This is a genomic window from Enterococcus sp. DIV1421a, from assembly GCF_051711025.1.
Lineage (GTDB): Bacteria > Bacillota > Bacilli > Lactobacillales > Enterococcaceae > Enterococcus_B > Enterococcus_B hirae.
The window spans coordinates 1,938,970-1,963,970 of sequence record NZ_JBIOLU010000001.1; the positions used below are offsets into that span (position 1 = coordinate 1,938,970).

Here is a 25,001-nt window from a genome sequence, read left to right on the forward strand (position 1 = left end):
TATATATACGTAATAACTACTATAAGTAGTCGAAAAAAGTAGTTAAGTTAGTCGCTATGTTCCTCAAGTGTTTTTATTTGCTGAGTTTACTTATTTTTTGTAAGATAAATATAGAAAGTTTGAAGGAGGAATTGTTTTATGACTAAAAAAATTGGATTTTTTGTAGGTAGTTTGCGTAAGGATTCGTACAATAGAAAAGTAGCAGAGGCTTTCGCTAACTTGCTACCTGAAGGATATGAAGGTGTTTTTGTAAAGATTGATGATCTGCCTTTTTATAACGAAGATCTTGAAACTCCAGAGAATGCTCCTGCTGAATGGAGTCGTTTCCGTGATGAGGTCAAGGAATTAGCAGGTGTTGTTTTCGTTTCTCCAGAATACAATCGTTCGGTTCCTGCTGTACTTAAAAATGCACTAGATGTAGGCTCTCGCCCTTACGGTCAAAGCGCATGGGATGGCAAACCTGGGTTAGTTGTCACTGCTTCCCCTGGCGGTATCGGTGGATTTGGCGCGAACCATCACCTACGTCAATCACTTGTATTCTTAAATGTTCCTACCTTACAACAACCTGAAGCTTATATTGGCAATATTGCAAACTTAGTTGATGAAGAAGGTCATATTGTGGAAGGAACACTCAGCTTCTTCCAAACGATTCTAGATGCTTATCTTGATTTTTTAAATAAATTAACTAAGTAAAAATTAGCTTTGATAAGCGATGGGTCGAATCAAATAGATCATATATGAAGGAAACAATCGAAAAAAGGTTGTGGCATGTCTAGCTCTGAAAAACAAGCCGAAGAATCCGAAAATAGCTTCTCCTATTTTTGGAATTCTTCGGCTTGTTTTCCTATTTATGGTCAAAGTACTATCACTACTAGAATCTGTCATACTAGCATAGCCCCCGCGATCTAATTATTTACTTATTTGTTCAGTTTTGAGCTGAGTAAATTGTTTCATTCTATTTTCTATCTCATTATAGGCCTTATTTCCATGAAGTACTTTGACAATTTTACCACTTTCCATAAAGATGACTGCTGGCACGCTAACCACACCAAGTTCATTATAAAATTTTTTAAAATTAGATACTTCTTCTTCATTTCCAGTAGTATTCAGGTAATTGATTCTCAGACCTTCTTTACTTAAAAATGAACTTAATTTTGGCTTAAAAATGATACATTCTGGACAATTGTCTCTTCCCACATAAATAACTGTATCTTCATTACTTTTAATTAATTCCTTGATTTCATTTATAGATGTTTCCTTAAACGGTTCTTTATTTAATACAATACTATTCATTAAGAGAACTTGTAGCAAAATGGCAAACAATGAAATTATTAAATATATCATTTTCTTATAGCGTTTTGTATATGTAATTCCTAATATTACAAAAGTGAAACAAAAATAAAATAATAGAATTTGTATCCCAAAATTCTGATTAAAATTAAATTCAATTGCGTTTCCTAAATCATTCGTATTCCCTATGACAGTAAATAAATTATAAGGTGCGTGAAAATTTGTTCCATAAAAAAAACTGATCAAGCAAATAGGGATAATTGACATGATTAACATCAAAAATGTAATAAAAAATGATATACCGCTACATTTTAAAAGATCAACGAATATTTTTCTCATAGACTTTCCTTCTCCCATCTAAAATTAATAATAGAAATAGTTACTAATATACCGATTAATAATAATAGTACTATCAGAAAGAGATGGATAGAAATTGAAAAAACATTAATCCAATCAAATCTCCTTAATTTATCATTTTATAGAAAGTAAAGTAATCGTTTACTTTTATATATGTAAATCGTATACCCTTGTATTATTTTAGTAAAGGGGAAAATTTCCCCACACAACACCTTTTAAATACAATATGTTACCTATATAATTCAAGGTGAAGCGCTTTATATTAAGGGGTGATTTGTATTTTCTATGCAAGGTGGTTAAAACGAAAAAGATTAAAGGCAAATTATACTCAAACATTTGTTGCAAATTATCTCAATGTAAGTCGAGAAACCGTTTCTTGTTGGGAAAGAGGAAAAGGAAGACCTAATTACGAATGTTTGCGCAATATTTTTAATCTTTATCGTTGTAGTGATAAAGAAATCGCTCAATTTATTAACATGAGAGACGATTAAGACTTAAGTTAGTTATAATATACATCATACTAACTTAAGTCTTAATCGCCTTCTCTCTTGATTTAATCAAACTATTTTTAAACAGTAATACTTGCCATCACAACATAATCTTTCCCATCATATTCCACGATTACTTACATAATGCAATTCAATGAACTCTCCAAAATAATTAGTATCAACTAGTTTCAAGCGTTCTTCGTATGTGCCTTCTTGAAACAATCGAATACCTTCTCCCAAAAGCACAGGTGCGATTTGGATCCACCATTCATCAATCAAATGATTTTCGATCAAAGGTTTCAACAAATTCCCACCACCAACGACCCAGACTGTTTGGTTAGAATGTTCTTTTATGTTTTTCACGAATGAAACGGGATCTTCATGAACAACTGTTGCATCATTTAATACCAGCTCTTTATTAGAAGAAAATACAAAATTCTTTTTTTCAGGATACAGATGGTCAGTTGCTAACAATTTTTTTGCTTCCTGATAAGTTTTTCTTCCCATAATCGTTTGATCAATTGTTTGATAAAAAGCCTCGTAAGTTGTTTTTTCTCCAGTTGGTGTGTCAAATAACCACTGTAAACTATCCTCTTTTGTTGCTAAGTAGCCATCTAAACTAATGGCACCATAAAAGACGATTTTCCCCATCATATTCACTCTCCTTTTCCCATCTGGCTGACTTCTTGTTTGCGAAAGCAATGATCTAAATGATCATTGACAATTCCCACAGCTTCTAAAAAAGCATATATCGTTGTGCTTCCGATGAATTTAAATCCGCGTTGTTTTAGATCTTTGGCGATTTGATCAGATAACGGGCTCGTTGTTGGTACCTCATTTTGTTCTTTATACGAGTGATTGATCACTTGATGATCCGAAAATGACCACAAATAATCCGCAAAACTACCAAATTCATGTTGGATTTTTTGGACACCCTGAGCATTGGCTACCGCTGCTTCAATTTTACGACGGTTACGAATGATCCCTTTATTTTCCATCAACTCATTGATTTTTGCTTCTGTATATTCGGCTACTTTACCGATCGAAAAAAAGTCATAAGCTTCATCAAAGGAGGCACTTTTATTCAAAATCGTTTGCCAGCTTAATCCCGCTTGATTGATATCTAACATCAATTTACGAAAAAGTAATTGATCATCATATTCTGGAACACCCCAAACTGTGTCATGATAATGTTTCATACTTGCTGTTTGCTCACCCCAAGGACATCTTCGTTTCATTCTCTTCACCTCTTAGCTTTATTGTACCATTCCTTTGTTTCTCTATCTAAAATGAGGAACGCTATGGCAGGTAGTTTTTGAATTGGGTTTATCTAGTATGCAAAAAAAGAATCGCAAAGCCAGCAGAAGCTAACTCAACGATTCTTTCGATGGATGAAACGGTAAACAAAATTCTACTATATAATAGAAGTACGATAGACGTACGATAGAAGCTTTATTTCCGTTTTTTCTTTTTCTTTTTGTTTTTCTTGATCATGCGATTCATCGCCATTTTTCCAAGTTTTCCTTTGACACCTGTGCCAAACATTTGGTCCATTCCAGGAATATTCATATCTCCCTTAGACATTTGTTGCATCATTTTGCGTGATTCTTTAAATTGCTTAATCATGCGGTTAACTTCAACCACACTGTTACCAGAACCTGCGGCAATCCTTCTGCGACGACTTGGATTCAATAAATCAGGGTTTTCTCTTTCTGCAGGTGTCATTGAGTAAACCATTGCTTTTTTACGTTCGACATCTTTAGGATCTACTTTGACATTTTCAATCCCTGGTACTTGGTTCATCCCAGGAATCATTTTGATCAGATCTTCTAACGGTCCCATCCCCATCACTTGATCCAACTGTTCAATGAAATCATTGAAATCAAATGAATTTTCCCGCATTTTTTTCGCTAATTCTTCTGCTTTTTTCTCGTCATAGTCTTGTTGCGCTTTTTCGATCAACGTCAACATATCGCCCATACCAAGAATACGGCTTGCCATACGGTCTGGGTGGAAAACTTCAAGATCTGTTAATTTTTCCCCTGACCCGATGAATTTGATTGGTGCGCCAGTCACAGAACGGATTGAAAGTGCTGCACCACCACGTGTATCACCATCTAATTTAGTAATAACTACCCCAGTAATCCCTAGTTGTTGGTTAAAACTATCTGCCACATTGACAGCATCTTGACCGGTCATCGCATCGACAACCAACAAGATTTCATTTGGTTGTGTTAATTCTTTGATTTGTTTCAATTCATCCATCAGGGTTTCATCAATATGCAGACGCCCCGCCGTATCGATCAGAACATAATCATTTTTCTTTTCTTTTGCTAATTCCATCCCTTGACGAACGATCTCAACTGGACTAACATCTGTTCCCATATCAAAAACAGGTACGTCTAATTGTTGCCCTAGAACTTTCAATTGATCGATCGCAGCTGGACGATACACGTCACCTGCGATCAGTAAAGGTCGTGCATTTTCATTTTTCTTTAAATAGTTGGCTAGTTTACCAGTAAACGTCGTCTTACCTGCCCCTTGCAAACCTGCCATCATGATGACTGTTGGAATTTTTGGTGATTTATTCAATTCAACAGTTTCTGCCCCTAAAGTGATCGTCAATTCTTCATCAACGATCTTAACGATTTGTTGTGCAGGTGTTAAACTTTCTAATACTTCTACACCAATCGCCCGTTCTCGAACACGCTTCGTAAAGTCTTTTACTACTTGTAAGTTTACATCGGCTTCTAGTAATGCAAGGCGGATCTCCCGCATCATTTCTTTGACGTCAGCTTCTGAAACTTTCCCTTTTTTTCTTAACTTGCTCATTGCCTGTTGAAGGCGCTCAGTTAAATTTTCAAATGCCATGATTTCTTCATTCCTTTATTCTTCAATTTCTTGGATCTGTTTCACATAATCAAGGAGAACTTCATCTTTAGGATAAGTTTCCTTTACATAAGTTTTCATTTTTTCTAATAACTGTTCCCGAACAATATAATTAGAGAAAAGATGGAGTTTCTTTTCATAATCTTCTAAAATCTTACTGGTTCGTTTGATATTATCGTATACTGCTTGGCGACTTACTTCATACTCTTCTGCTATTTCTCCTAATGAAAAATCGTCTGCGTAATACAACTCCATATAATTCATCTGTTTTTCGGTTAAAAGCGTAGAATAAAATTCAAAAAGTGCGTTCATTCGGTTCGTTTTCTCGATTTCCATTCTGTTCACCTCGCAATTTCAACCATTCTTCATCAGAGAGTACGGTCATCTTTTGTTGGATAAAATAAGCAGTTGCTACACCAGTTCCAGACTTCAAGGTTCCTGAAAAACTCCCATCATAAATAAGAGAGGAACCACAAGAAGGACTTTTCGCTTTTAATATCACTAAATCTATTTCTTGCTCTTTTAATTTTTGATAAGCATGGATTGCCCCTTCTTGGTAGGCTTTTGTGACGTCTTCACCATTTGTAGTAATCACTTTTGCCTGACCATTCCAAACGTCAAATCCATCGCCACCAACGATTTCTGCTGGGGCTCTAGGAGTTGAAAGACCGCCCATTACTTCAGGACAAACCATGATCGCTTTACCTTCAGCGACCAGTTTCTTTAATTCCGGCACAGCTTTTTCTTGTCCATCATACCGACATAAGACACCGCCTAAACAAGCGCTAATTCCGATCAATTGCCACTCACTCCTTTATCCAACAAAGTGCCTTCCTATTATACCATTTATTTAGTTGGTAAAATAGTCCTTCTACTGGATTCTATGCTAAAATAAGAAATGTCTATTCATGACACTTAATTAAAAAACCCAGGCATTAGTTGATAGCTGTTTTTAAATAAACAAAAAGAATGAACGCAAGAAAAGGGAGAAGTTATGAAAAAAGTATTAGTGGTAGATGATGAACCTTCAATCGTCACATTGTTGACATTCAATCTGGAAAAAGAAGGGTATCAAGTAACAAGTGCTTTAGACGGACAAAAAGGACTGGAATTAGCACTGGAAGAACCTTTTGATTTTATGATTTTAGATGTGATGTTGCCTTCTATAGATGGTATGGCAATCACCCAAAAGTTGAGACAAGAAAAAATTGATACTCCAATTTTAATGCTTACAGCCAAAGATGACCAGGTCGATCGGATCATCGGTTTGGAAATTGGTGCTGATGATTATTTAACAAAGCCTTTCAGCCCTAGAGAAGTACTTGCTCGAATGAAAGCTATTTTTCGCCGCATCGAACCACGCCATGTCCAACAAGAAGAAGCAGAACCTGCTTACCTAACGATTGGACAGATCAAAGCAGATTTAACGAATTTTCAAGTAACCGTAGAGGAACGACCGATCGAATTAACGCCAAAAGAATTTGAACTGCTCGTTTATTTTATGAAACGAAAAGATCGTGTAATTGATCGTGATACGCTGATAAATCGCATCTGGAATTTTGATTTTGCAGGTCAAAGTCGAATCGTTGATGTCCATGTCAGTCACTTAAGAGAAAAAATCGAAAGAGACCCTAAACATCCAAAATATTTAGTGACAGTTCGCGGTTTTGGCTATAAATTTCAGGAACCAAAACGATGAATTGGAAAAAAATTTCTGAGCGTGTCTTCTTTTTCATTCTCTTAGTGGGACTGTTTTTCGGTGGCTGGCAAATGATTTCTCAATATTTCAAACAACAAATCATCGAGCAACAAGAAAGCTATCTTTCAAAAAAAGGGCAATTGCTGATCCAGCAATTGACTATTGATGATTTATCTTCGAAGCATAATCAAGCAGTTTTAACAGACTTTGTTCATCAATCAAATGAACGACTAACCTTATTAGCTCCAAATGGTACAATCCTATTCGATACGACCGATCACTCACTACGAGGGCAGCGAAATACTCGTCCAGAAATCAAAGCAGTCCTTGATGGCGGCTCACTAGGTACTTCTTTAAGAATGAGCAGTACGTTAAAGGAAGAACTATTATATGTAGCACTACCGATCAAGAAGAATGGGCAGTTGGAAGCCATTATTCGAATCGCAGAACCAACAAATGGCTTTTTGCCAAGAACAGAAAATTTTCGTCGTTGGGTCTTTTTCTTCTTTTTGGTTTTCTTCGTTGTTTTGTCCAGTATGAGCTATTATTTGGTTTATCAACGTAACCGTCCCTTGAAAACCGTGCTGCCCGTCTTAAAGAAAATGGTCAAAAACCCTGATAAAACCGAGACCATCATGCAAACTTCTGATCAATGGGAAGAACTTTACCAAACGATCAATGCTTTGAGTGAACAAATGAGTAAAGTCTATCGTGCCTATACGACCACTGAAGAACAATTGTATACTCTATTGAATGAATTAATGATTGGTGTCTTTTTGATCGATTCAGAGTCACATCTGCGGCTATTGAATCCAAAAATGCAGGCACATTTAGGGGTACATGATTATCAGCCTAATCAACGGTATACTGAGATCATTCAAGAGCCAAAATTAATCCAATTGATTCATCAAGTTACGCCAAATGAACCATTGATCCATCAAGAAATTACTATTTCAGAGGGACAACAAACATTAGACATCAGCTTACGTTACTTCAATAGTTCTGAAGAGACTGGGCAGATTCTAGGCGTGGCTTATGATCTCACAAAAGTAAGACGATTAGAAAAACTGCAAAAAGACTTCGTAGGAAATGTTTCTCATGAACTTAAAACACCGGTTACTTCATTGATCGGATTTACTGAAACACTGCTGGATGGAGCCAAAGATGACCCAAAAATATTGAATGAGTTCCTATTGATCATGCAAAAAGATGCGATACGTTTAGATAAGCTGATCCGAGAAATCATTCAGCTATCAAAAGATGAAGAAACGGCACACGAAACGCAAACCATCCATTTAGCAACTTACTTTGAACAAATCATTCAAAGTTACCAACCAATGATCGAAAAGAAACACTTAACCCTGGAAATGCAACAGAAAGAACAATCATTTACAACTCAAACTGAACTCTTATACCCGATCATCAAAAATTTGATCGAAAATGCAATCCAATATTCTAAAGAATCAGAGAAAATAATCATCCGTTACGAGGTTGACAACCAATTGACATTCTCTGTCCAAGACTTTGGTATTGGGATTGATCGTGAAGATCAAGAAAGAATCTTTGAGCGCTTCTATCGAGTGGATAAAGCACGTAGTCGACACTCAGGTGGTACTGGTCTAGGTCTGGCTATTGTGAAAGATTACGTCAATCTCTTGGGTGGTACGATCAAAGTGGAAAGTCATCCAGGAATGGGGTCGACTTTTACCGTCACCATCCCTCCAGCATGAACACCTTTAAATCTTCAAAAAAATAAATGAACAAGTGAAATAGCGGAACAGAAAAAAATAGGCGGTTGGCATAACCGCCTATTTTTGTTTTGTCTATCTGTTAATCGTGTTTATTGTCTACTGAAAACAGCACTTTGAGCCAGAACCAAATAGACCGTTTTTTCTTTCCATCCTTCAACTGGCTGTAATTTTCAATCATTCGCGAATACTGCCGGAAAATCGAGTCCGCCGCAAAAAATAGAATCAAAAGCAACAGAATCGAAACGGGTGAAATAGCGGAGATAGAAAATAATTTATGCAGAAAGACGACTGAAAATAAGATACCTGCTGCACAAAATAAAATGATCCGCCCTCTGAATTGGTTCAATGGGTGACAAATTTTATAGAGTACGAGAAAACCAACCGCTGTCAGTAGCATCGTTGAAGCCGTGGAAACATCTGTCTTATTCAAATGCAAGATGACACCGCCTACCACTAAAGTCCCCACGACAGTCATATCTGTTAGCCCACCAGGAATGGCTTTTTCTAAGACATTCACAATAAACTTTCCTTCAATTCGATTTTTGTTTTCTTCAAGAGCAAGTAAAAACGATGGCAAACCAATCGTAAACAGACTAATCAATGTAATTTGAGAAGGCTCCAACGGATAAGTCAGTGCGAACAAGACAGAAAAGACGGAAAGTAAGAAAGAAAAAATATTTTTTACTAAAAACAAACTAGCAGATCGTTCAATATTATTAACAACTCGCCGACCTTCTGCTACGATCTCAGGCATTCTAGAAAAATCAGAATCTAATAAAGCAACTTGCGCAGCTTGGATCGTTGCTTCGTTGCCAGAAGCCATAGCGATACTACAATCAGCTTCTTTCATTGCTAAAATATCATTGACACCATCACCAGTCATCGCAACTGTATTTTTTTGTTTAAGAAGCTGAACGAACTGCATTTTTTGTTCAGGCTTAACCCGTCCAAATACGGTGTATTTTTCCACTGCTGAGAGATAATCTTCCTCAGCAAGTTGAGAAACATCAATATATTGGTCTGCATTAGCAATGCCCGCCTGTAATGCGACAGTTGAAACGGTCTGCGGATTATCCCCTGAAATCACTTTGATTGCTACCCCTTGTTCCTTAAAATAAGCAAATGTGTCAGGGGCTTCTTTTCGAATTGGGTTGGCAATCAAAAGATAAGCAAGCGGAATCACTTCTGCTTCTAAAAGTGCTTCGCTCAATATTCCTTGGTAACTACCGAAAACCAACACACGATAGCCCTGATCAGCATATTGACTAAATTCATTTTTAACTGTTTCGAAACGTTCACGTAAAACCATTTCTGGCGCTCCTAATACATAGACCCCATCCGCAAATGTTACGCTACTGAATTTTTGTACCGACGAAAAAGGCAAGATAGATAAAGGCTCTTGATCTGTAGGCTTATTAAAGTACGTTTTGATTGCTTGCATCGTCGCATTGTCATTTGCCATAGCTTTAGCATAATCTGAAATGAGTTCTTGAATCCTAGTTGCCTGTTGCTCCGCCTGCTCATTTTTAGCAATCACTAGTTTTTGTACAGACATCTGATTTTCAGTAATAGTTCCCGTTTTATCTACACATAGTACATTAACCCTTGCTAAAGTCTCTATGCTTTTCATATCATGTAATAATACTCGTTGCTTAGCTAAACGAGCGGCACTCATTGCTAGAGCGATCGTTGTCAATAAGTACAAGCCTTCTGGTATCATCCCGATTAAAGCTGCTTCCATGGCTACCACACTTTCTTTGATCGTGTTGCCATTAAAAAAGTAACTTTGTGAAAACAAAGTGATGCCGATGGGAATAATAATGATCCCGATCCATTTGATTAATTTATTCAGCGAAGCAATCATTTCTGATTGTTCGCCTCCTCCCATTTTTTTTGCTTTTGCTGTTAATTGGGAGATGTAAGAGTCATAGCCAACCTTGTCTAATCGTGCATAAGCCTTACCAGAAACGACAAAGCTCCCTGACATCAAATAATCATCTACTTCTTTCACGATCTCATCTGCTTCACCTGTCAAAAGTGCTTCGTTGACTTGTAATTTACCGTCTAAGACATAACCGTCTGCAGGAATCTGTTGACCCGTTTCGAGCAAGATGACATCATCTAAAACTAATTCCTCCATATCGATCTTATTGGCTACGCCGTTTCTTACGACTGTGACTTTTGCTGCATTCAGTACACTCAAATTATCTAATATCTTTTTTGAGCGAATCTCTTGATAGATAGCAATTCCCGTGTTTGCAAGAATCACTGGCAAAAAAGTCAAATTTTTATAGGAACTAACTAGACATAATAAAACTGCTAAGACGATAAAAATCAAATTAAAATAAGTAAATATATTTTGCAAAACGATTTGTTTGTTCGTTTTAAATGATGGGTCGATCGTTTCATTTGTTGCTTGAGCATGCACTCGTTCTGCAACTTGCTCATCTGTTAGCCCCTCTCGATAATCGGGAGCATATCTTGTAATATTTTTAACTGAAGTTTGATCTTTTTCAACTTCCGTTTGATGACTAAATATTCTCATTTACCGTTTACCTCGATTATTAGTATTATATTTACCTTAATACATTTGTAAAAAAAAAGCCTATGAAATGACTAATAAATATCTTTCATTACTGTCATATTCATTTGCAGGAAATAGCTAAAAAAAAGCATGCCCATTAAAGGCACACTTTTAGGGGTAGCAGATTTGAGTACATGATTGCTTATTTTAAGTTTCCTTCAGCATCACGTTCTACTTTCATCGCAGTAATTGGTAAGTAACCGAGTTCTTTCACCGGTCCTTGTTGGATTTCGTCTGTCATCATATAATCTAAAAATTTTTGAACTTCCGGGGAAGGCTCACCATTTGTATACATGTGTTCATAAGACCAAATTTTCCAACTGTTGTCAGCAACATTTTCTTCTTTTGGTTCTACACCATCAATACTTAAAGCCTGTGTTTTATCATCCAAATAAGAAAAAGCAAGGTAGCTGATTGCGCCAGGAGTTTGGCTAACAATTTGTCGAACAGTTCCTGATGAATCCTGTTCTTGTGATTGTACTGGAGTAGCACCATCTAATCCCCACTTTTCAAAAGTAGCTCGTGTACCACTACCATTTGCCCGATTGATGACATTGATTTTTTCATCTTTCCCACCTAGTTCTTGCCAATTGGTAATTTTTCCAGTGAATATATCAATTAATTCCTGTTTTGTAATATTTTTGACGTTCGTGTCTTTATTGACGATTGGCGCCATACCTACCACCGCAACTTTATGATCCTTTATTTTACTTGCATCTACGCCTTCTTTTTCCTCAGCAAAGACATCGGAGTTTCCGATTGTCACTGCCCCAGACTCGACCTGACTTAACCCAGTACCACTTCCGCCACCTTGGACAGAGATTTGATAGTTGGGATTTTTTTGGACAAAACTTTCTTGTGCTGCATCGACTAGAGGTTGGAGCGCAGTAGATCCGACAGCCACGATTTTGACTTGATCGCCAGAAGTTGCAGAATTATTTTGTGCTGCGGAGCCATCCGTGCTACCAGAACCGGAACCACAGCCAGCTAACATAAGACCTAAAACACCTAAAGAAAATAATACTTTTTTCATTGATATACCCCTTTCTTATTTACAAGTAAATTGTAGCAATCCACTGTAAATCCTGCATATTGAAGGTGTAAATATCCAGTTAATTTATGTAAAGTTATCGTAAATCGAAGCCAAATAAAAAGGCTTCGTACTTTTTGATGTTGGTGAAATTCACCGACAAATTTTTTATGATGTAAAAATAGAGAGAAGAGCCCCCCTGAAATCCTTTAAACCATGATCCGTCACGTAAAACTATTTTAACCAAAAAAAAAACACAGAAAGAAGTTTTCTTCTTTCTGGCCAAATGATTCTAGATTTTCTCTTTACCAACGTCATTTGACAAAAAGCCCAAAAATAAAGGTTAATTTATATCAAAACTAACCTTTAATCCTTTTCTTTCTTCTCTATCTACGATATACTATAATTAAATAGAGGAGCTATGCGCTAACATAGCCCCTCATGTGTAGTCCGTTCAAAGCGGATGGCATATATACAAAACTTTAGAGCCTGTCTACTTCGCCAAAAGTTGAGACGGCTCTATTTTTTTTGTTCTTTTTTGAACTTTAACCAAGCTAAAATCGAATCGCTAGCTTTCGCTACGGCAGTAATTACTACTGCTGCTGCTCCGATAATAGCAATGATTTGATCCAATGAGAACAAATCAGGCATTTCCTTTCTAAAGAGTACGTCCAACAAGCTAATAAGCCCATAGGCATCACGCCCCCTCAATTGGATTTGCCAAACCGCCACAAACTTTCTACAATCATCATTTGACAAAAAGCCCTATTCAAGTAATAGAATAGCAATTGGGATTAATGATTCTACTATGATTGAAGAAGTAGCAATATGCTATATTTAATGTCATGCAGAACAACACTTCGCAAACAAAGTTACTTTTCAAATTTAGATAAATGGGTTATAATAAAAATGAAAGGGCATGCTGTAACATGCCCAGTGTAGTCCGTTCAAAGCGGATGGCATTTTTTAACAAGTTTAGAGCCTGTCTACTCTGCCAAAAGTTGAGACGGCTCTATTTTTTTTGTTCTTTTTTGAACTTTAACCATGCTAAAATCGAATCACTAGCTTTCGCTATTGCAGTAATTATTACTGCTGCTGTTCCGATGATAGCAATGATTTGATCCAACGAGAACAAATCAGGCATTTCCTTTCTAAAGAGTACGTCCGATAAGCTAATAAGCCCATAGGCACCACGCTCCTTCAATTGGATTTGCCAAACCGCCACAAACTTTCTACAATAATATTATATCATAGAATAAAGATCTTTAGCTTGCCTAAAAAGGCTATTTGAATTTTTTAAATAGGTTGATTATTATACGAAAAGAGATATTTCCTTTGCGGAATATGTAATACATTCAGTTATTTATTCTTTTATATTTCGATTTGATTTTCTTCATTGTATTCTTCTTCAGGCAACATTGCTTCATTCATATCTTCATCCATTGATTGCGTATCTAACTTCTTACTTAGTGAATACTCCATTTCTATGTTTATTCTAGTTTGTTCTACCACTTTTTCTTTGAGTTCTTCCTTTTGTGGGAAACGAAGCTGTTTTTTCGCTATTTCTAACTTCTCTTCTATTTCCTTAAGTTGTTCTTGCTTTCCTGCCATCCTTTCAGGTATTTTTGTTCAGTGCTTTTAAAACGTCGAATCATGTCAATGCCTATTTTGGGATCAAGTAGTGTGATATAAAAAAGGTTTCCTCTTTCTGGCCAAATGATTCTAAGATTCTCTTCTTCAACATCATTTGACAAAAAGCAAAAAAAACACTGTTCGCTACTATCATTTGCTCACATATTTGCTCACAATGTTTACTTTTTATTGAACCTATTTATTAACTTCGCCGGACAGTTTTTCTTCTATTCTTAATTTTGCTATAGAATAAAAAATGACTGCTAATAAAAACGAAAGAATCGCTAGATAAAAACTTGGTTTAATGGTCAAAAAGTACATCGAAGTTTCCCCTGTATCTTTCAATCTACTTTCACTTAAGCCATTCGGTCCAACAATGATTCGTGGCAGAATAGAAAAAAAGGAAGTAAAAACCAACATACAAGAAAAATGAATCAAATGCCAATTATAACTATTCATAAATTTATTTGTCAAAATCAAGCTCATACTCACTAAAAAATAGAATAGTGTTAAAATTGGAAAATTTTTCGATACTACAATCCCAGTACCATGAATTAGCCCCAAAATTTCTGCTCCCTGAACAACGGCATTCACCCAAGTAAACGGCAACAGCAGAATTGGAAAAAACCAAAAAAATAAATACAATTGTTCAAGTTTTATTTTCTTTTTCATCACTTTACTCCTACGCGATTTTTTCTTTCACCTACTATAAGCGTTTTCTCTAAAAAAATTAGGGGGAAAATCTTTTTTTTTAGAGATAAGGCTATGAGAGTTTATTCATTTAATCTACAAATTTCAAAAAAGTGTTTGATTATTAGCTGGTTGATTTTAGAATGAAAGTAGAAGAAATCGGATTCACCTGATTGGGGGAACACACCATGAAAAATCATGGAAAAAAATTAATTTTGCTCTTACTTTTCATTCCGTATGTGTACTTCTCTTTACTACTAGATTATCGGTATCATTCTGTTTTTGGCTTGATTTTTTTGATTTTTCTGTCTTTTTACGCTGGCTTTAGCTTCCAGAAAAAGCAACAGTTACTCTTTCTCTTCTTTATTAATATTAGTTCAACATTCATTTCTTATTTGATTTGTCACTATTACTCTGATTGGCATTTCTTTTACCAGCCATTCAAACCAACCCAACTGATTTTACTGCTTTCGGTTTTGTATTTGATCCCTCAAATTCTTGGGGCTTTTTGGGCAAGAATTTTCACTCGTTAAATCAGTGAATCGAAAAAATATGACTAGCAAAGGATCGGTAAACACCCAATTTTTATAGAAAATCAGCTATGATTTCTCATTGATCCTTGTAAAAAAGTCTGAAAAATCATAGCACCGAAAGAAGCAAAAAATAAAAATTTACGCTATTCATTAAAGTTCATGCAGATAGATTTTTTTTATAATAATTTTATCAAATAATTGTGATTGACTGTCTTGTTCACCAATAATCTCGGCAATTACTGTACGACTGTTTGGTTTTCTACGTAACTGATAATTGATCTTTCCAGTTGCGGTCAATTCGTTTAACATATCGACCACTCCTCCAAAGCCCGTCTTTTTCGTAATGAAACCTAGTGTAACCATTCGTTCATCTAAATTTTTAGCAGAAATCGTTACACCAGTAATCAAATAACGTTTCAGTGTTTGTACCAACTCATCTAGACCATCAGAAGTCGAAACGACAGCAGATGTTTGGTCAGCGTAGTTTCCAAGTAGTTCATTACTTTCTATAGGTGCCTGTACTTCTTCATTTGCCTTCTGACGTAAATCTGCTAATTCTTGTAACAGTGTTTCATATTGCTCTTGTGTCAACATCACTCCTGCAACTTTTTCACGATTAAATATATATACACCGGTTTCAGCTTTTCTTGCCTGATCAAATACATCCATCGGTGATCGTTTTACTTCAGTGATTGAAGATGTAGGAACTTCTAATTTCTTTAAATCCAAAAGACATCCTCCTTTACTCATCTTCTTTATTATAACACACCCTTTTCATATGATAAAAATCAATTTTTCGTATCAATCCAATAATCAATATCTGATAGTAGACGATCTACCCCAAAAGAAGGTTGGTAGAAATAAGTCTTTTGATGTTTACTATTATTTAATGGAAAAAAATGGTCCGTAATAATCAATTGTGCATAACTTGGAGGGATTGATCGAGTACAAACATGTATGGAGGTCCGTTTTCGATGTCGCAAGGTCTTATCCAGAACAGAAGCTAGGCGGCGCGCTTCCTCATGATCGTAACGAAAAAAAAAGACGATTTTTACTTCTGGTGGATAGATTTCCAGGTATCCTCTTTCTTGCAAAACTTTAAGTAAAAGTAGGCCCCATTCATACGATGGATATGTAAGTGCTTGTTGTAAAGCCATCCGGTATTGATAAAGTTTTTCATTAACATTCGGCACCAAACGCAAGCTTTCCTGATACTCATGAAATTCCTCTTTGACTACTCTTTCGTGTAGTCCAATTGAGTAACGGAGCCACTCTTGATAGATAACTCGCGTAATCGTTGTTTTATTCGTACTTTCAAATTCACTAGCCAACCAAAACAACGAATCCAATTTCTCTGTTAAGGTCATTAATTTTCGGTAGATTTTCGTTTCTTCAATTTTTTTCCAGTATTTTTCGATAATGATGTTGCAACTTAAACGAACGATACAGCGGTAATTTTTTTCGCGGACAGATAAACGTTGTTCGTGTCGGAATAACAACTCTGGAAAAAGTTCAAAAAAAAGCGTGCGATGTTCGTCTAATATTTTGATTTCGGCATTTTGGGCACGTGTCTCCAACAAATGGATAAATAATTCGGAAAAAGACTGTTCTGTATCCCCAATAAAAAAGAGGGGAAAATCTTTAAGAAAACAGAAAAAAAGATAGCGTATCTTTCTTTCAGAACCATAAAGTTGTTGTTTTCGATAAGAAAAAGACAAATGATATTCACCCAGCCATTTTCTTAGACGCTCTTGTGAGGAGCGATCATACTCTTGTTGATACTCCGTGTTCAAAATCAAATCCTTCAATAAGCAAAAGGATGAGGAGTGGATCAGAAAATCAAACAATAAATAGGGCTCACTGTAACCTTTATTATAAATCAGCTTTACGCTTTTTTTATGTTGAATCAGTTGGATCGGAAAATCTCCTTCTTCTAATCTTTTTAAATATCGATCGTTTTTACATCAACTAATAGTTTTTCTGCTAGATCCGTTTTTTTCCACGATAAATCTTTCATTTGATGGATCAATATAAATAGATTTTGTACATTTTTTGACAATAATCTTTGCCACTTCATTGGCGTTCCCTCACTTATTTTTTACTGTGTGTTTCAGGAGTACGATCAACTATAGATTAATACATCTCCCTATATATAAATTACGAAAAAAAACATTTTTTCTTCTTTAATTCAAACGAAATTCATTAAATTCTAATTTAACAGATCGAAAAAGTTAACTACTGCTATTTTTTTCTTACCGTCACACATTGAACTGTGCAAAATTTCGTACAATGGGAACAACTATGGTTACTGATTATTTCTTGAATACCTCTCTCAACCTCTCTCCTGCCATTTTTTCTTTTCATTTTGTCTACATAAATAAAAAAGACAATCTTTAACGACCTTTGCTAAAATTGATTCGCTGAAAAATAGCTGCTTGCCAGTTTTCATTTGAATAAATTTGCTTGTGTTTGTCCTTAAAGATTGTCTTTTTTCTATTCTTACACTCACTCGTTAATCAAGTAACGTTAACAACTTATTTTAAAGTTAGGGCGTTGAGTGCAACGACCACTGTACTTAGTGACATCAAGACTGCTCCCACTGCTGGGCTTAAAATAAGTCCGATCGGTGCTAAGATTCCTGCTGCTAAAGGAATAGCAATAATATTATAACCAGCGCCCCACCAAAGATTTTGGATCATTTTTCTTCTTGTTTCTTTTGCTAATTCTAAGAAATGCAAGATATCTTTGGGGTCACTGTTCGTTAAGACAACATCTGCAGAATCAATCGCAATATCAGTTCCTGCTCCGATTGCCATACCTATCGTTGCACGTGCTAAGCTTGGCGCATCATTGATGCCGTCACCAACCATGATCACTTTTTTTCCTTGATCAAGATATCTTTGAACGATCGCCTCTTTGTCATCTGGCAGTAGACCACCGTAATATTCATTGATTCCAAGATATTCCGCTACTGCTTGGGCTGCTTTGGGGTTATCCCCAGTCAACATGACTGGGATAATATTTTTTTCTTTGATCGCTTGAATAAACTCTTTTGCTTCTGGTTTAATGACATCTCCTAGAGCAATCACAGCCACTAATTTATCTGAAACTACTAAAAAGCTGACAGTGTTTCCTTGAGATTCATAGTTTTTTAATCGTTCAGGGTCAATTTTTAGTCCTAAACGTTTTGCTTCTTTTCCATTAATAATTTTAACATCTTTGTCTTCCACAGTTGCTTCTAAACCAACACCTGCTAAATTTTTTTGTTCCTGTGCTTGATAAGGAGTAATCTTTTTTTCTTTTAAATAATTCATTATCCCAATCGCTAAAGGATGATTTGCATGTGCTTCTAAAGCACCGATATATTTCAAGATTTCTTCTTCTTGATAAGCTTCATCTAAAATCTCAATACCAGTTACAGTAAATTTCCCTTGGGTCAACGTGCCTGTTTTATCTAACATGATCACGTCTAGATCATTGGCTTGTTCCATCGCATTCCGATTTTTCAAAAGCAACCCATTTTTAGCTGCGATCGAAGTCGAACGAGCAACAACTAATGGAATCGCAAGTCCCAGTGCATGCGGACAAGCAATGATGAACACGGTGACCATTCGTTCTAGTGCATCTGGTAGATTTGCTAGGAAGAGCCAAGCAATAAAGGCGATGATCCCAACTACTAAAGCCACATAAAATAACCATTTTGCTACTTTATCTGATAGAAACTCTAATTTAGATTTTTCTCCTTGGGCTTTTCGTACCATCTCCATTACTTTTGCAAGGTAACCATTTTCGCCAGTACCTGTTACAGTAATTTCAATTGTTCCGTCGCCATTAATTGATCCACCAATGACCGAATCGCCCACTTGCTTTTTAACCCCTTTGGATTCACCCGTAACAGCAGATTCATCAACAATGGTATGTCCTTTGTCGATCGTCCCATCCGTTGGCATCTTGTCTCCAGCACGAACAATTAGACGATCACCTTCATGGACTTCTTTTAAAGAGACGGTTTCTTCAGTCCCGTCTTTTTTCAATCGTTTTACCGATTCAGGTAATAATTCTGCTAATTTTTGTAAAGCATCGCTGGCATTAGAGACTGCATTCATTTCGATCCAATGTCCCAATAACATGATTACGATTAACGTTGCTAATTCCCAGAAAAAATCCATGACATGTGTATGGGGGTTGATGAGGTTGGCTATAAAAGAATACACACTATAAACATATGCGACGGTAATCCCCATAGCAATCAGTGTCATCATTGCTGGACTTTTTTGTTTCAATTCCATTTTGGCTCCGCTTAAGAATGGTTGTCCGCCATAAATAAATAAAATCGTTGCCAGAACCAACACCACCCAATTAGAGCCAGGAAACGTCACTTGAAAAGGAAAGGACATCCCCATCATCGGTGAAAAAAGAATAATCGGAATCGCTAAAATCAGAGAAAGCCAAAATTTTTGCTTAAAGTTCCCCATGTGCATAGAATGATCCATTCCACCCATATTTTCATGACCCATGTGGCTATGATTCATTCCACTCATATCTTCATGATCCATATGGCTATGATCCATTCCGCTCATGTGTCCATGGTCCATCTGTTGGTGCCGTTCCATGTGTCCATGCGTATGGTGTTGATCCATATTTTCCATTTTTCCATGTTCCTGTAAATTATTCTTGGTATTCGTTTGTTCTACAGTTATTTTTTCCTCAGGATTCTTTCCAATAGCGCCCTTTTTATTTGTTTCATTCTCAGGATCTATTCCATTATTCATCTTTTTCCTTCCTTTCCTCTGAAACGATTTATTTGATCGTTTTTCGATTTAAGCTTAAAGAATTCAATAATACACTGATTGAACTAAAGGCCATTGCGCCACCAGCAATGATTGGGTTTAAAAAACCAAAGGCAGCAAAAGGAATCCCGATCGTATTATAAATGAATGCCCAAAACAAATTTTGTTTGATTTTTTTTAATGTGGCAGCTGATAAAGAAATCATTTGATTGATAGAAGTTAAATGACTATTCATTAATGTCACATCGGCTGTTTCCATCGCAATATCGGTTCCACTTCCCATTGCAATTCCAACATCTGCTAAAGCTAGCGCTGGGGCATCATTGATTCCATCACCGACCATGCCAACTTTCTTTCCAGCTTTCTGTAGTTTTTCTACATAGTTGGCTTTTTCTTCAGGTAAAACTTCTGCAAAGATATGGTCAGAATCGATTCCTACTTGTTTGCCGATTGCTTGAGCGGCTCGTTGATTATCTCCCGTAACCATAAATACATCGACACCTTTTTGTTGTAGTTGCTCGATTGCTTGTTTTGCATCTTCTTTGATTTGATCAGCAACAGCGATCATTCCAAGAACCTGTTCTTCGTTGGCTAAAAACATCACTGTTTTCCCTGCCTGTTCTAATTCTAACGCCTGTTCTTGAAATTCATCAAATGAAAGGTTCATTTCAGCTAGTCTCTTTCTAGTCCCAGCAAAATAATGAACACCGTTGATCGTTCCACTGATTCCTGCACCAGGATGAGCAACAAAATCAGTGATTGGCTGAGTTTTTGCACCGACTTTTGCACCATAAGCAACAATAGCTTTTCCTAAAGGATGTTCAGAAGCATGTTCAAGGGAATAGAAAAGGGAAATGATCTCTTTGGGACCGATGACATCTGTTACTTCTGGTCGGCCTTGTGTAATCGTTCCAGTTTTATCCAAAATAATACTATTTAGATGAGCGGCTCCTTCTAACGCTTCGCCACCTTTGATCAATATCCCATTATGAGCACCGACTCCTGTTCCTACCATGATGGCGGTTGGTGTTGCTAAACCAAGCGCACATGGGCAAGCAATGACTAAAACGGACACACTATGAAGCAATGCTAACTGCCAATCCTTCGTGAGCCATCCTGTAACTAATAGTGTCACCAATGCTAAAAACAAAACGATCGGTACGAAAATCCCTGAAATCTTGTCAGCAATTTGTTGGATCGGTGCTTTACTTCCTTGAGCATCTTCCACCATTTGGATGATTTGTGCCAACACCGTATCTTTTCCTATCTGAGAAACTTGTATTTGGATCAATCCATTGGTATTGATCGTTCCACCAAAAACCATATCTTTTTCTTTTTTCTCAACAGGTACACTTTCTCCTGTCAACATGCTTTCATCCAATGCACTAGTGCCAGCAATGATCCGTCCATCTGTAGGTACTTGTTCACCAGGACGAATCACTAAGATGTCATCGATCATGACCTCATCAATTGCAATCGTCTCTTCTTTGCCATCTCTTAAAACTTGTGCTGTTTTTGTCTGAAGGGACATCAACTGTTTGATGGCATCGCCTGTTTTACTTTTTGCTGTATGTTCTAAATACTTTCCAAGTAAAATCAAGGTAATGATCATACTGCTACTTTCAAAATAAAGATCATGGGAATGGCTAGGGAAAAAACCATTATAAATGCTTAATGCGAAGGCTGCAGATGTTCCAATCGCAACTAAGACATCCATATTCGGCGCTTTAGTTTTTAATGCATGATAGGCTCCTTTATAAAAGCGCCAACCTACATAAAATTGCACAGGCAAAGCAAAGAGCAACTGCACAAGAGGCAGATGGAAGAACGACACAATTGGTCCATGACTTCCAAGCATCATGGCAATCATTGCTAACATCAAGGGTAAAGTCAAGATCGCACTAAAGATAAGATCAAACTTCATTTTTCTTAAATAGGTTTGTTTCTCCTCAGCAATTTTTTGTTTATGCGCTTCGTCATATAAAATTGCCCCATAGCCGATATTTTCGACACTTTTGATCAATCTTTCTGTAGTAGTGTCGGTATATTTCACACTTGCCTTTTCAGTGGCTAAATTGACAGTAGCGGACATGACACCAGGTTGTTCATTTAGTTCTTTTTCGATTCGAGCAGAACAATTCGCACATGTCATTCCAGTAATGACAAATGTTTCCATTTTAGTATTCGTTGCCATCAAATCACCTCTGCTTGATAGCCTAATTCATTGATTGCTTGACAAATCTCTGTCGCTTGAACATTTGCTTCATCAAATTTCACAACGGCTTTTTCTTTTTTCAGCTGAACTTTTACTTTTTTGACACCACTGATTCTTCCGACCGCTTCTTCAATCCGAGCCACACAATGGTTGCAACTCATCCCTTTAACTGAAAATTCTTGTTTCATTCTTGTTTCCTCCTTATTACTATTTCTTACATTCACATTGGCCAGGTATACAATTACATTCAATCGTTTCGACTGGCTCTTTTTTATTGAGTTGTTTCATGATCTGCTGAATATCTGCTTGGGTCAATGTCGCTTCTTCAACCAAATCAGCAATCGTCGCACCGACTCTTTTTGCACAAATATGTGAAAAGAGATTTTCAGTAGCACTTCGAACGGTTTCCATCTCGGAAACAGCTGGATGATAAATAAATTTCTTTCCCTCTTGTTCAGTCCAAAGCGCTTCTTTTTTCACCAAACGCCCTAGAAGGGTTTTAACAGTTGCTACTTTCCAATCCATCGAATCAGCTAATATCTGAGTGATTTGTTGGGCATTTGCTTGACCTAAAGTCCAGATAACTCGCATGACTTCCCATTCAGAATCACTGATTTTAATTAATACTCTCTTTTCTTCCATTAGTTTTCCACCTCCATCGATTACATTTGTAAACTTAACTTCGATAATAGATTACAACTGTAATCGTAAATTGTCAACCAATGGGCTTATTTTTTTTCAACTGGTTAATATACTTTTGTCGATCACGTTTATTATCTAAAATGAGTAACTTATTTTTTACTTGCAATGTATCAATCAGTTGGAAGATTCGAGGTTCATTCTTTCGCTTAAAACGCCAAACAAAACACAAAAAATCCAAGTATTCTTTATCCAACTTTTCAGTAAAGTCATTAGGCATGTCAGGTCTGGTCGCACGATCTCGCTTTCTTTTTAAAGTTCGTTTGATGACACGAGCCATTGCAAGATACGTTGGCACTCGTAATAAGATGATTTGATCTGCTTCTTGCAGTCTCTTCCTAGCAGTAGCAAGATAGTTTCCTTCGATGATCCAGTTCTCATGTTTAGCCATAAAGTTTTCTTGCTCTAGTTGAAACCAAACTTGTGCCTTTTCACTATAATCTGTACCATGCCATAAAAAATCTAAGGGTAAAAGAGGAATCTTTGCCGTTTCTTGAATAGTTCTTGCCAGTGTCGATTTTCCAGAGCCACTTTGTCCTAAAATTACTATCTTCATCTTATTCCTCCTCCACTCAAAACTTTTTCTTTTTTTATTTATGATAACATGAGGCACAAAAAAAGAGAGAAACGATCGTTTCTCTCTCAACTCATTATGTTTCAATCAATGTTTCTTTTACATTTTTATTTTTATCACGACGGGCAATCGCTGGTAAGATCATTCCCAACATGATCAAAATAATTGGTGTAACGACATTTGAGATCAACTGGAACCACCAAGCTTTAGGATCAGCCGCATACTCGACTTTGGGAACCATTCCCAGAATACAAGCAAAAGCGGTAAAGGCAAAACACCAAGCACCGAAAATAAAACCAACCTTTGGATTCTTCACGAATTTATACTCAGAAGTAAATTTCTTGTAAGCTTTATTCAACATCATATACGCTAAGAATACCCATAAATAACGCATAGGCATTACTACTGAATTTAGATTAGTCAACCATTTCACTAATTCGTTCATGTCTTTGATTCCAAAAATGGGTAGTAAAATGATGATGCTAACTAAAATCCCAGTCAATAAATAGCCATTGACGAGTGTTCCTTTATTGCTTCGTTTACGTAACCATGAAGGAACAAATTCTGGATCTGCATCTGCTAATAAAATTTTCAGTGGTGCATCGATTGAGAAGGCTAATGCGGAAATTTGACCAACCATATTTGTCAAAGCATAGATGATCATCAACGAATTACCAATGCCATAATAGTTGCCTAGGATTTGGAAAGCACTGTAAGCACCATTTGCCATTAAGTCTTTCGGAATATTGTCACTCGCAAATAACATTCCCATCGCTACAGAACCTAAAACCGCACAAACACCAACCATTGCAGCCAAGAAAATCATTCCTTTTGGAAATTCTTTGGCTGGATTTCTTGTGGAATTAACATAAGGAGAGATTTTTTCTGCCCCACCTACTGCAAATACAAGCATCGAAACGGTCGTAAAATAGCTAAAGTCAAATGTCGGGATGTATGTTTTGACCTGATTCATTCCTGTAGTAGCAAATTCCATATCAGTAGTAATAAATGGAGCTGTTACTGCCATCAAAATAAATAAAAGTGACATGACAAACATCGCAGTTCCTGCTAATCCACCAATGACCTTCAATGTGGATAATCCTTTTGTAGAAAGATACAAGAAGGCTAAGAAAATTACTAAGGAAATCACTGCTACCATTTGAACAGTCATTGTGTTAACAATATTTCCATTTCCTTGAACTGCCCATCCAGCAGCAATCAAAATTGCCTGAGGTTTTTGTGCAAGATAAGGAATGTGGACGACCCAATAAGTCCATGCAGCATAGTATGCCAACCGTTTATTTGATGTCGTATTTTCGACCCAAGAGCTGACGCCACCTTTACTGTCTTTAAATGCGGAACCAAGTTGCCCTACGATCAAGGCATAAGGGATAAAATAAATAGCAAGAATCAATAGCCAAGAAGTAACAACTGAGATTCCTTGTTGCGCATAGTTGTTTACTACATTCCCCATGCCCCAAACCATGTTGAAAGCAATGAGTGCTACGGTAAACCAACGTAGTTGTTTATCGTTCATCTGTTTTCTCCTTTTAAATTTTTTTAAATAAAATATTTATCTATTCACAATCATAAACAAATTCTTATCTATTTACAATAGTTCGTTATTTTATGTGTGTATATTTTTAATTTTCCCACACTGTTTTTCCATCTTTTTATCATTTAACACAAGATAACACCTTGTATAAATTAGTTAATCCCTTTCAAACTGAACGATGTAAAAGAATTTTCTAAAAATTAGATCAAATAGTTATTTTAATAT

At 36.4% G+C, this 25,001-nt stretch carries 24 protein-coding genes and 1 pseudogene; 5 read left to right on the forward strand and 20 right to left on the reverse strand.

Translation table 11 applies throughout. From position 1 onward, the window contains the following. Window positions 1–138 precede the first annotated feature (138 nt). Entirely contained in the window at window positions 139–693 is a 555-nt protein-coding gene (locus IGK21_RS08765; protein ID WP_010718468.1) for an NADPH-dependent FMN reductase, read from the forward strand. A 216-nt stretch (window positions 694–909) separates the two neighbouring features. Here the strand turns inward: IGK21_RS08765 and IGK21_RS08770 are convergent, their stop codons facing one another. Further along, a complete protein-coding gene (locus IGK21_RS08770) occupies window positions 910–1,629 on the reverse strand; it encodes a thioredoxin family protein (protein ID WP_181918607.1) in 720 nt (239 codons plus the stop codon). Between the two features lie 287 nt (window positions 1,630–1,916). Between IGK21_RS08770 and IGK21_RS08775 the strand changes: the two genes are divergently transcribed. After that, window positions 1,917–2,138 (forward strand): helix-turn-helix domain-containing protein, encoded by a 222-nt coding sequence (locus IGK21_RS08775; protein ID WP_228196763.1) that lies wholly within the window; start codon window positions 1,917–1,919, stop codon window positions 2,136–2,138. Window positions 2,139–2,255: 117 nt separating this feature from the next. Here IGK21_RS08775 and IGK21_RS08780 read toward each other — a convergent pair whose 3' ends face one another. From IGK21_RS08780 to IGK21_RS08800, 5 genes are all read right to left on the reverse strand, one after another. Further along, window positions 2,256–2,786 (reverse strand): dihydrofolate reductase family protein, encoded by a 531-nt coding sequence (locus IGK21_RS08780; RefSeq protein ID WP_181915060.1) that lies wholly within the window; start codon window positions 2,784–2,786, stop codon window positions 2,256–2,258. A 5-nt stretch (window positions 2,787–2,791) separates the two neighbouring features. Further along, window positions 2,792–3,373 carry a DNA-3-methyladenine glycosylase I gene (locus tag IGK21_RS08785; protein ID WP_010737917.1) on the reverse strand — a complete coding sequence of 194 codons (582 nt, stop codon included), beginning with the start codon at window positions 3,371–3,373 and terminating at the stop codon, window positions 2,792–2,794. Between the two features lie 214 nt (window positions 3,374–3,587). Continuing rightward, window positions 3,588–5,006 (reverse strand): signal recognition particle protein, encoded by a 1,419-nt coding sequence (gene ffh, locus IGK21_RS08790; protein ID WP_010718476.1) that lies wholly within the window; start codon window positions 5,004–5,006, stop codon window positions 3,588–3,590. A gap of 15 nt (window positions 5,007–5,021) precedes the next feature. Continuing rightward, complete coding sequence (locus tag IGK21_RS08795; protein ID WP_010718477.1) at window positions 5,022–5,360, reverse strand: putative DNA-binding protein; 339 nt, start codon at window positions 5,358–5,360, stop codon at window positions 5,022–5,024. Beyond that, window positions 5,320–5,823 carry a DUF523 domain-containing protein gene (locus tag IGK21_RS08800; protein ID WP_010718478.1) on the reverse strand — a complete coding sequence of 168 codons (504 nt, stop codon included), beginning with the start codon at window positions 5,821–5,823 and terminating at the stop codon, window positions 5,320–5,322. The genes IGK21_RS08795 and IGK21_RS08800 overlap by 41 nt, the downstream gene beginning before the upstream one ends. Before the next feature lie 195 nt (window positions 5,824–6,018). Between IGK21_RS08800 and IGK21_RS08805 the strand changes: the two genes are divergently transcribed. Together IGK21_RS08805 and IGK21_RS08810 are read left to right on the forward strand one after the other, a co-directional pair. Continuing rightward, a complete protein-coding gene (locus IGK21_RS08805; RefSeq protein ID WP_438719238.1) occupies window positions 6,019–6,723 on the forward strand; it encodes a response regulator transcription factor in 705 nt (234 codons plus the stop codon). Beyond that, complete coding sequence (locus IGK21_RS08810) at window positions 6,720–8,453, forward strand: sensor histidine kinase (RefSeq protein WP_034700840.1); 1,734 nt, start codon at window positions 6,720–6,722, stop codon at window positions 8,451–8,453. The genes IGK21_RS08805 and IGK21_RS08810 overlap by 4 nt, the downstream gene beginning before the upstream one ends. Window positions 8,454–8,553: 100 nt before the next feature. On the opposite strand, the gene IGK21_RS08815 is transcribed toward IGK21_RS08810, so the two are convergent. The 6 genes from IGK21_RS08815 to IGK21_RS08840 form a co-directional block, all read right to left on the reverse strand. Beyond that, window positions 8,554–11,019, reverse strand: coding sequence for a cation-translocating P-type ATPase (locus IGK21_RS08815; protein ID WP_034700842.1), 2,466 nt, complete (start codon window positions 11,017–11,019; stop codon window positions 8,554–8,556). A gap of 181 nt (window positions 11,020–11,200) precedes the next feature. Beyond that, a complete protein-coding gene (locus IGK21_RS08820) occupies window positions 11,201–12,091 on the reverse strand; it encodes a phosphate ABC transporter substrate-binding protein PstS family protein (protein ID WP_034700844.1) in 891 nt (296 codons plus the stop codon). Window positions 12,092–12,607: 516 nt separating this feature from the next. Next, window positions 12,608–12,820, reverse strand: a complete 213-nt coding sequence (locus IGK21_RS08825; RefSeq protein ID WP_034700846.1) for a hypothetical protein — start codon at window positions 12,818–12,820, stop codon at window positions 12,608–12,610. Between the two features lie 280 nt (window positions 12,821–13,100). Next, window positions 13,101–13,313 (reverse strand): hypothetical protein, encoded by a 213-nt coding sequence (locus IGK21_RS08830; protein WP_034700849.1) that lies wholly within the window; start codon window positions 13,311–13,313, stop codon window positions 13,101–13,103. Window positions 13,314–13,459: 146 nt separating this feature from the next. Beyond that, window positions 13,460–13,699, reverse strand: a complete 240-nt coding sequence (locus IGK21_RS08835) for a hypothetical protein (RefSeq protein ID WP_063627364.1) — start codon at window positions 13,697–13,699, stop codon at window positions 13,460–13,462. Window positions 13,700–13,915: 216 nt separating this feature from the next. Next, entirely contained in the window at window positions 13,916–14,392 is a 477-nt protein-coding gene (locus IGK21_RS08840; RefSeq protein WP_438719242.1) for a hypothetical protein, read from the reverse strand. Window positions 14,393–14,598: 206 nt separating this feature from the next. Between IGK21_RS08840 and IGK21_RS08845 the strand changes: the two genes are divergently transcribed. Next, window positions 14,599–14,943 carry a hypothetical protein gene (locus IGK21_RS08845; RefSeq protein WP_014834534.1) on the forward strand — a complete coding sequence of 115 codons (345 nt, stop codon included), beginning with the start codon at window positions 14,599–14,601 and terminating at the stop codon, window positions 14,941–14,943. Between the two features lie 150 nt (window positions 14,944–15,093). On the opposite strand, the gene IGK21_RS08850 is transcribed toward IGK21_RS08845, so the two are convergent. The 8 genes and pseudogenes from IGK21_RS08850 to IGK21_RS08885 form a co-directional block, all read right to left on the reverse strand. After that, window positions 15,094–15,672: a prevent-host-death protein gene (locus IGK21_RS08850; RefSeq protein ID WP_034700854.1), complete on the reverse strand. Its 579-nt coding sequence runs from the start codon at window positions 15,670–15,672 to the stop codon at window positions 15,094–15,096. Between the two features lie 59 nt (window positions 15,673–15,731). Beyond that, a pseudogene (locus IGK21_RS08855) lies at window positions 15,732–17,020 on the reverse strand (helix-turn-helix domain-containing protein). 457 nt (window positions 17,021–17,477) lie between these two features. After that, window positions 17,478–19,715, reverse strand: coding sequence for a copper/silver-translocating P-type ATPase CopB (gene copB / locus IGK21_RS08860; RefSeq protein WP_181915061.1), 2,238 nt, complete (start codon window positions 19,713–19,715; stop codon window positions 17,478–17,480). Between the two features lie 28 nt (window positions 19,716–19,743). After that, window positions 19,744–21,927, reverse strand: a complete 2,184-nt coding sequence (gene copA, locus IGK21_RS08865; protein ID WP_034700859.1) for a copper-translocating P-type ATPase CopA — start codon at window positions 21,925–21,927, stop codon at window positions 19,744–19,746. Then, window positions 21,927–22,136: a copper chaperone CopZ gene (gene copZ / locus IGK21_RS08870; protein ID WP_010718490.1), complete on the reverse strand. Its 210-nt coding sequence runs from the start codon at window positions 22,134–22,136 to the stop codon at window positions 21,927–21,929. The genes copA and copZ overlap by 1 nt, the downstream gene beginning before the upstream one ends. Before the next feature lie 19 nt (window positions 22,137–22,155). Further along, the gene (locus tag IGK21_RS08875; RefSeq protein ID WP_034700861.1) at window positions 22,156–22,590 is read right to left on the reverse strand and encodes a CopY/TcrY family copper transport repressor; all 435 of its coding nucleotides are present in this window, start codon (window positions 22,588–22,590) and stop codon (window positions 22,156–22,158) included. A gap of 73 nt (window positions 22,591–22,663) precedes the next feature. After that, entirely contained in the window at window positions 22,664–23,203 is a 540-nt protein-coding gene (locus tag IGK21_RS08880) for a topology modulation protein (protein WP_034700862.1), read from the reverse strand. Between the two features lie 94 nt (window positions 23,204–23,297). Next, window positions 23,298–24,758: an APC family permease gene (locus IGK21_RS08885; protein ID WP_010718493.1), complete on the reverse strand. Its 1,461-nt coding sequence runs from the start codon at window positions 24,756–24,758 to the stop codon at window positions 23,298–23,300. Window positions 24,759–25,001 lie beyond the last annotated feature (243 nt).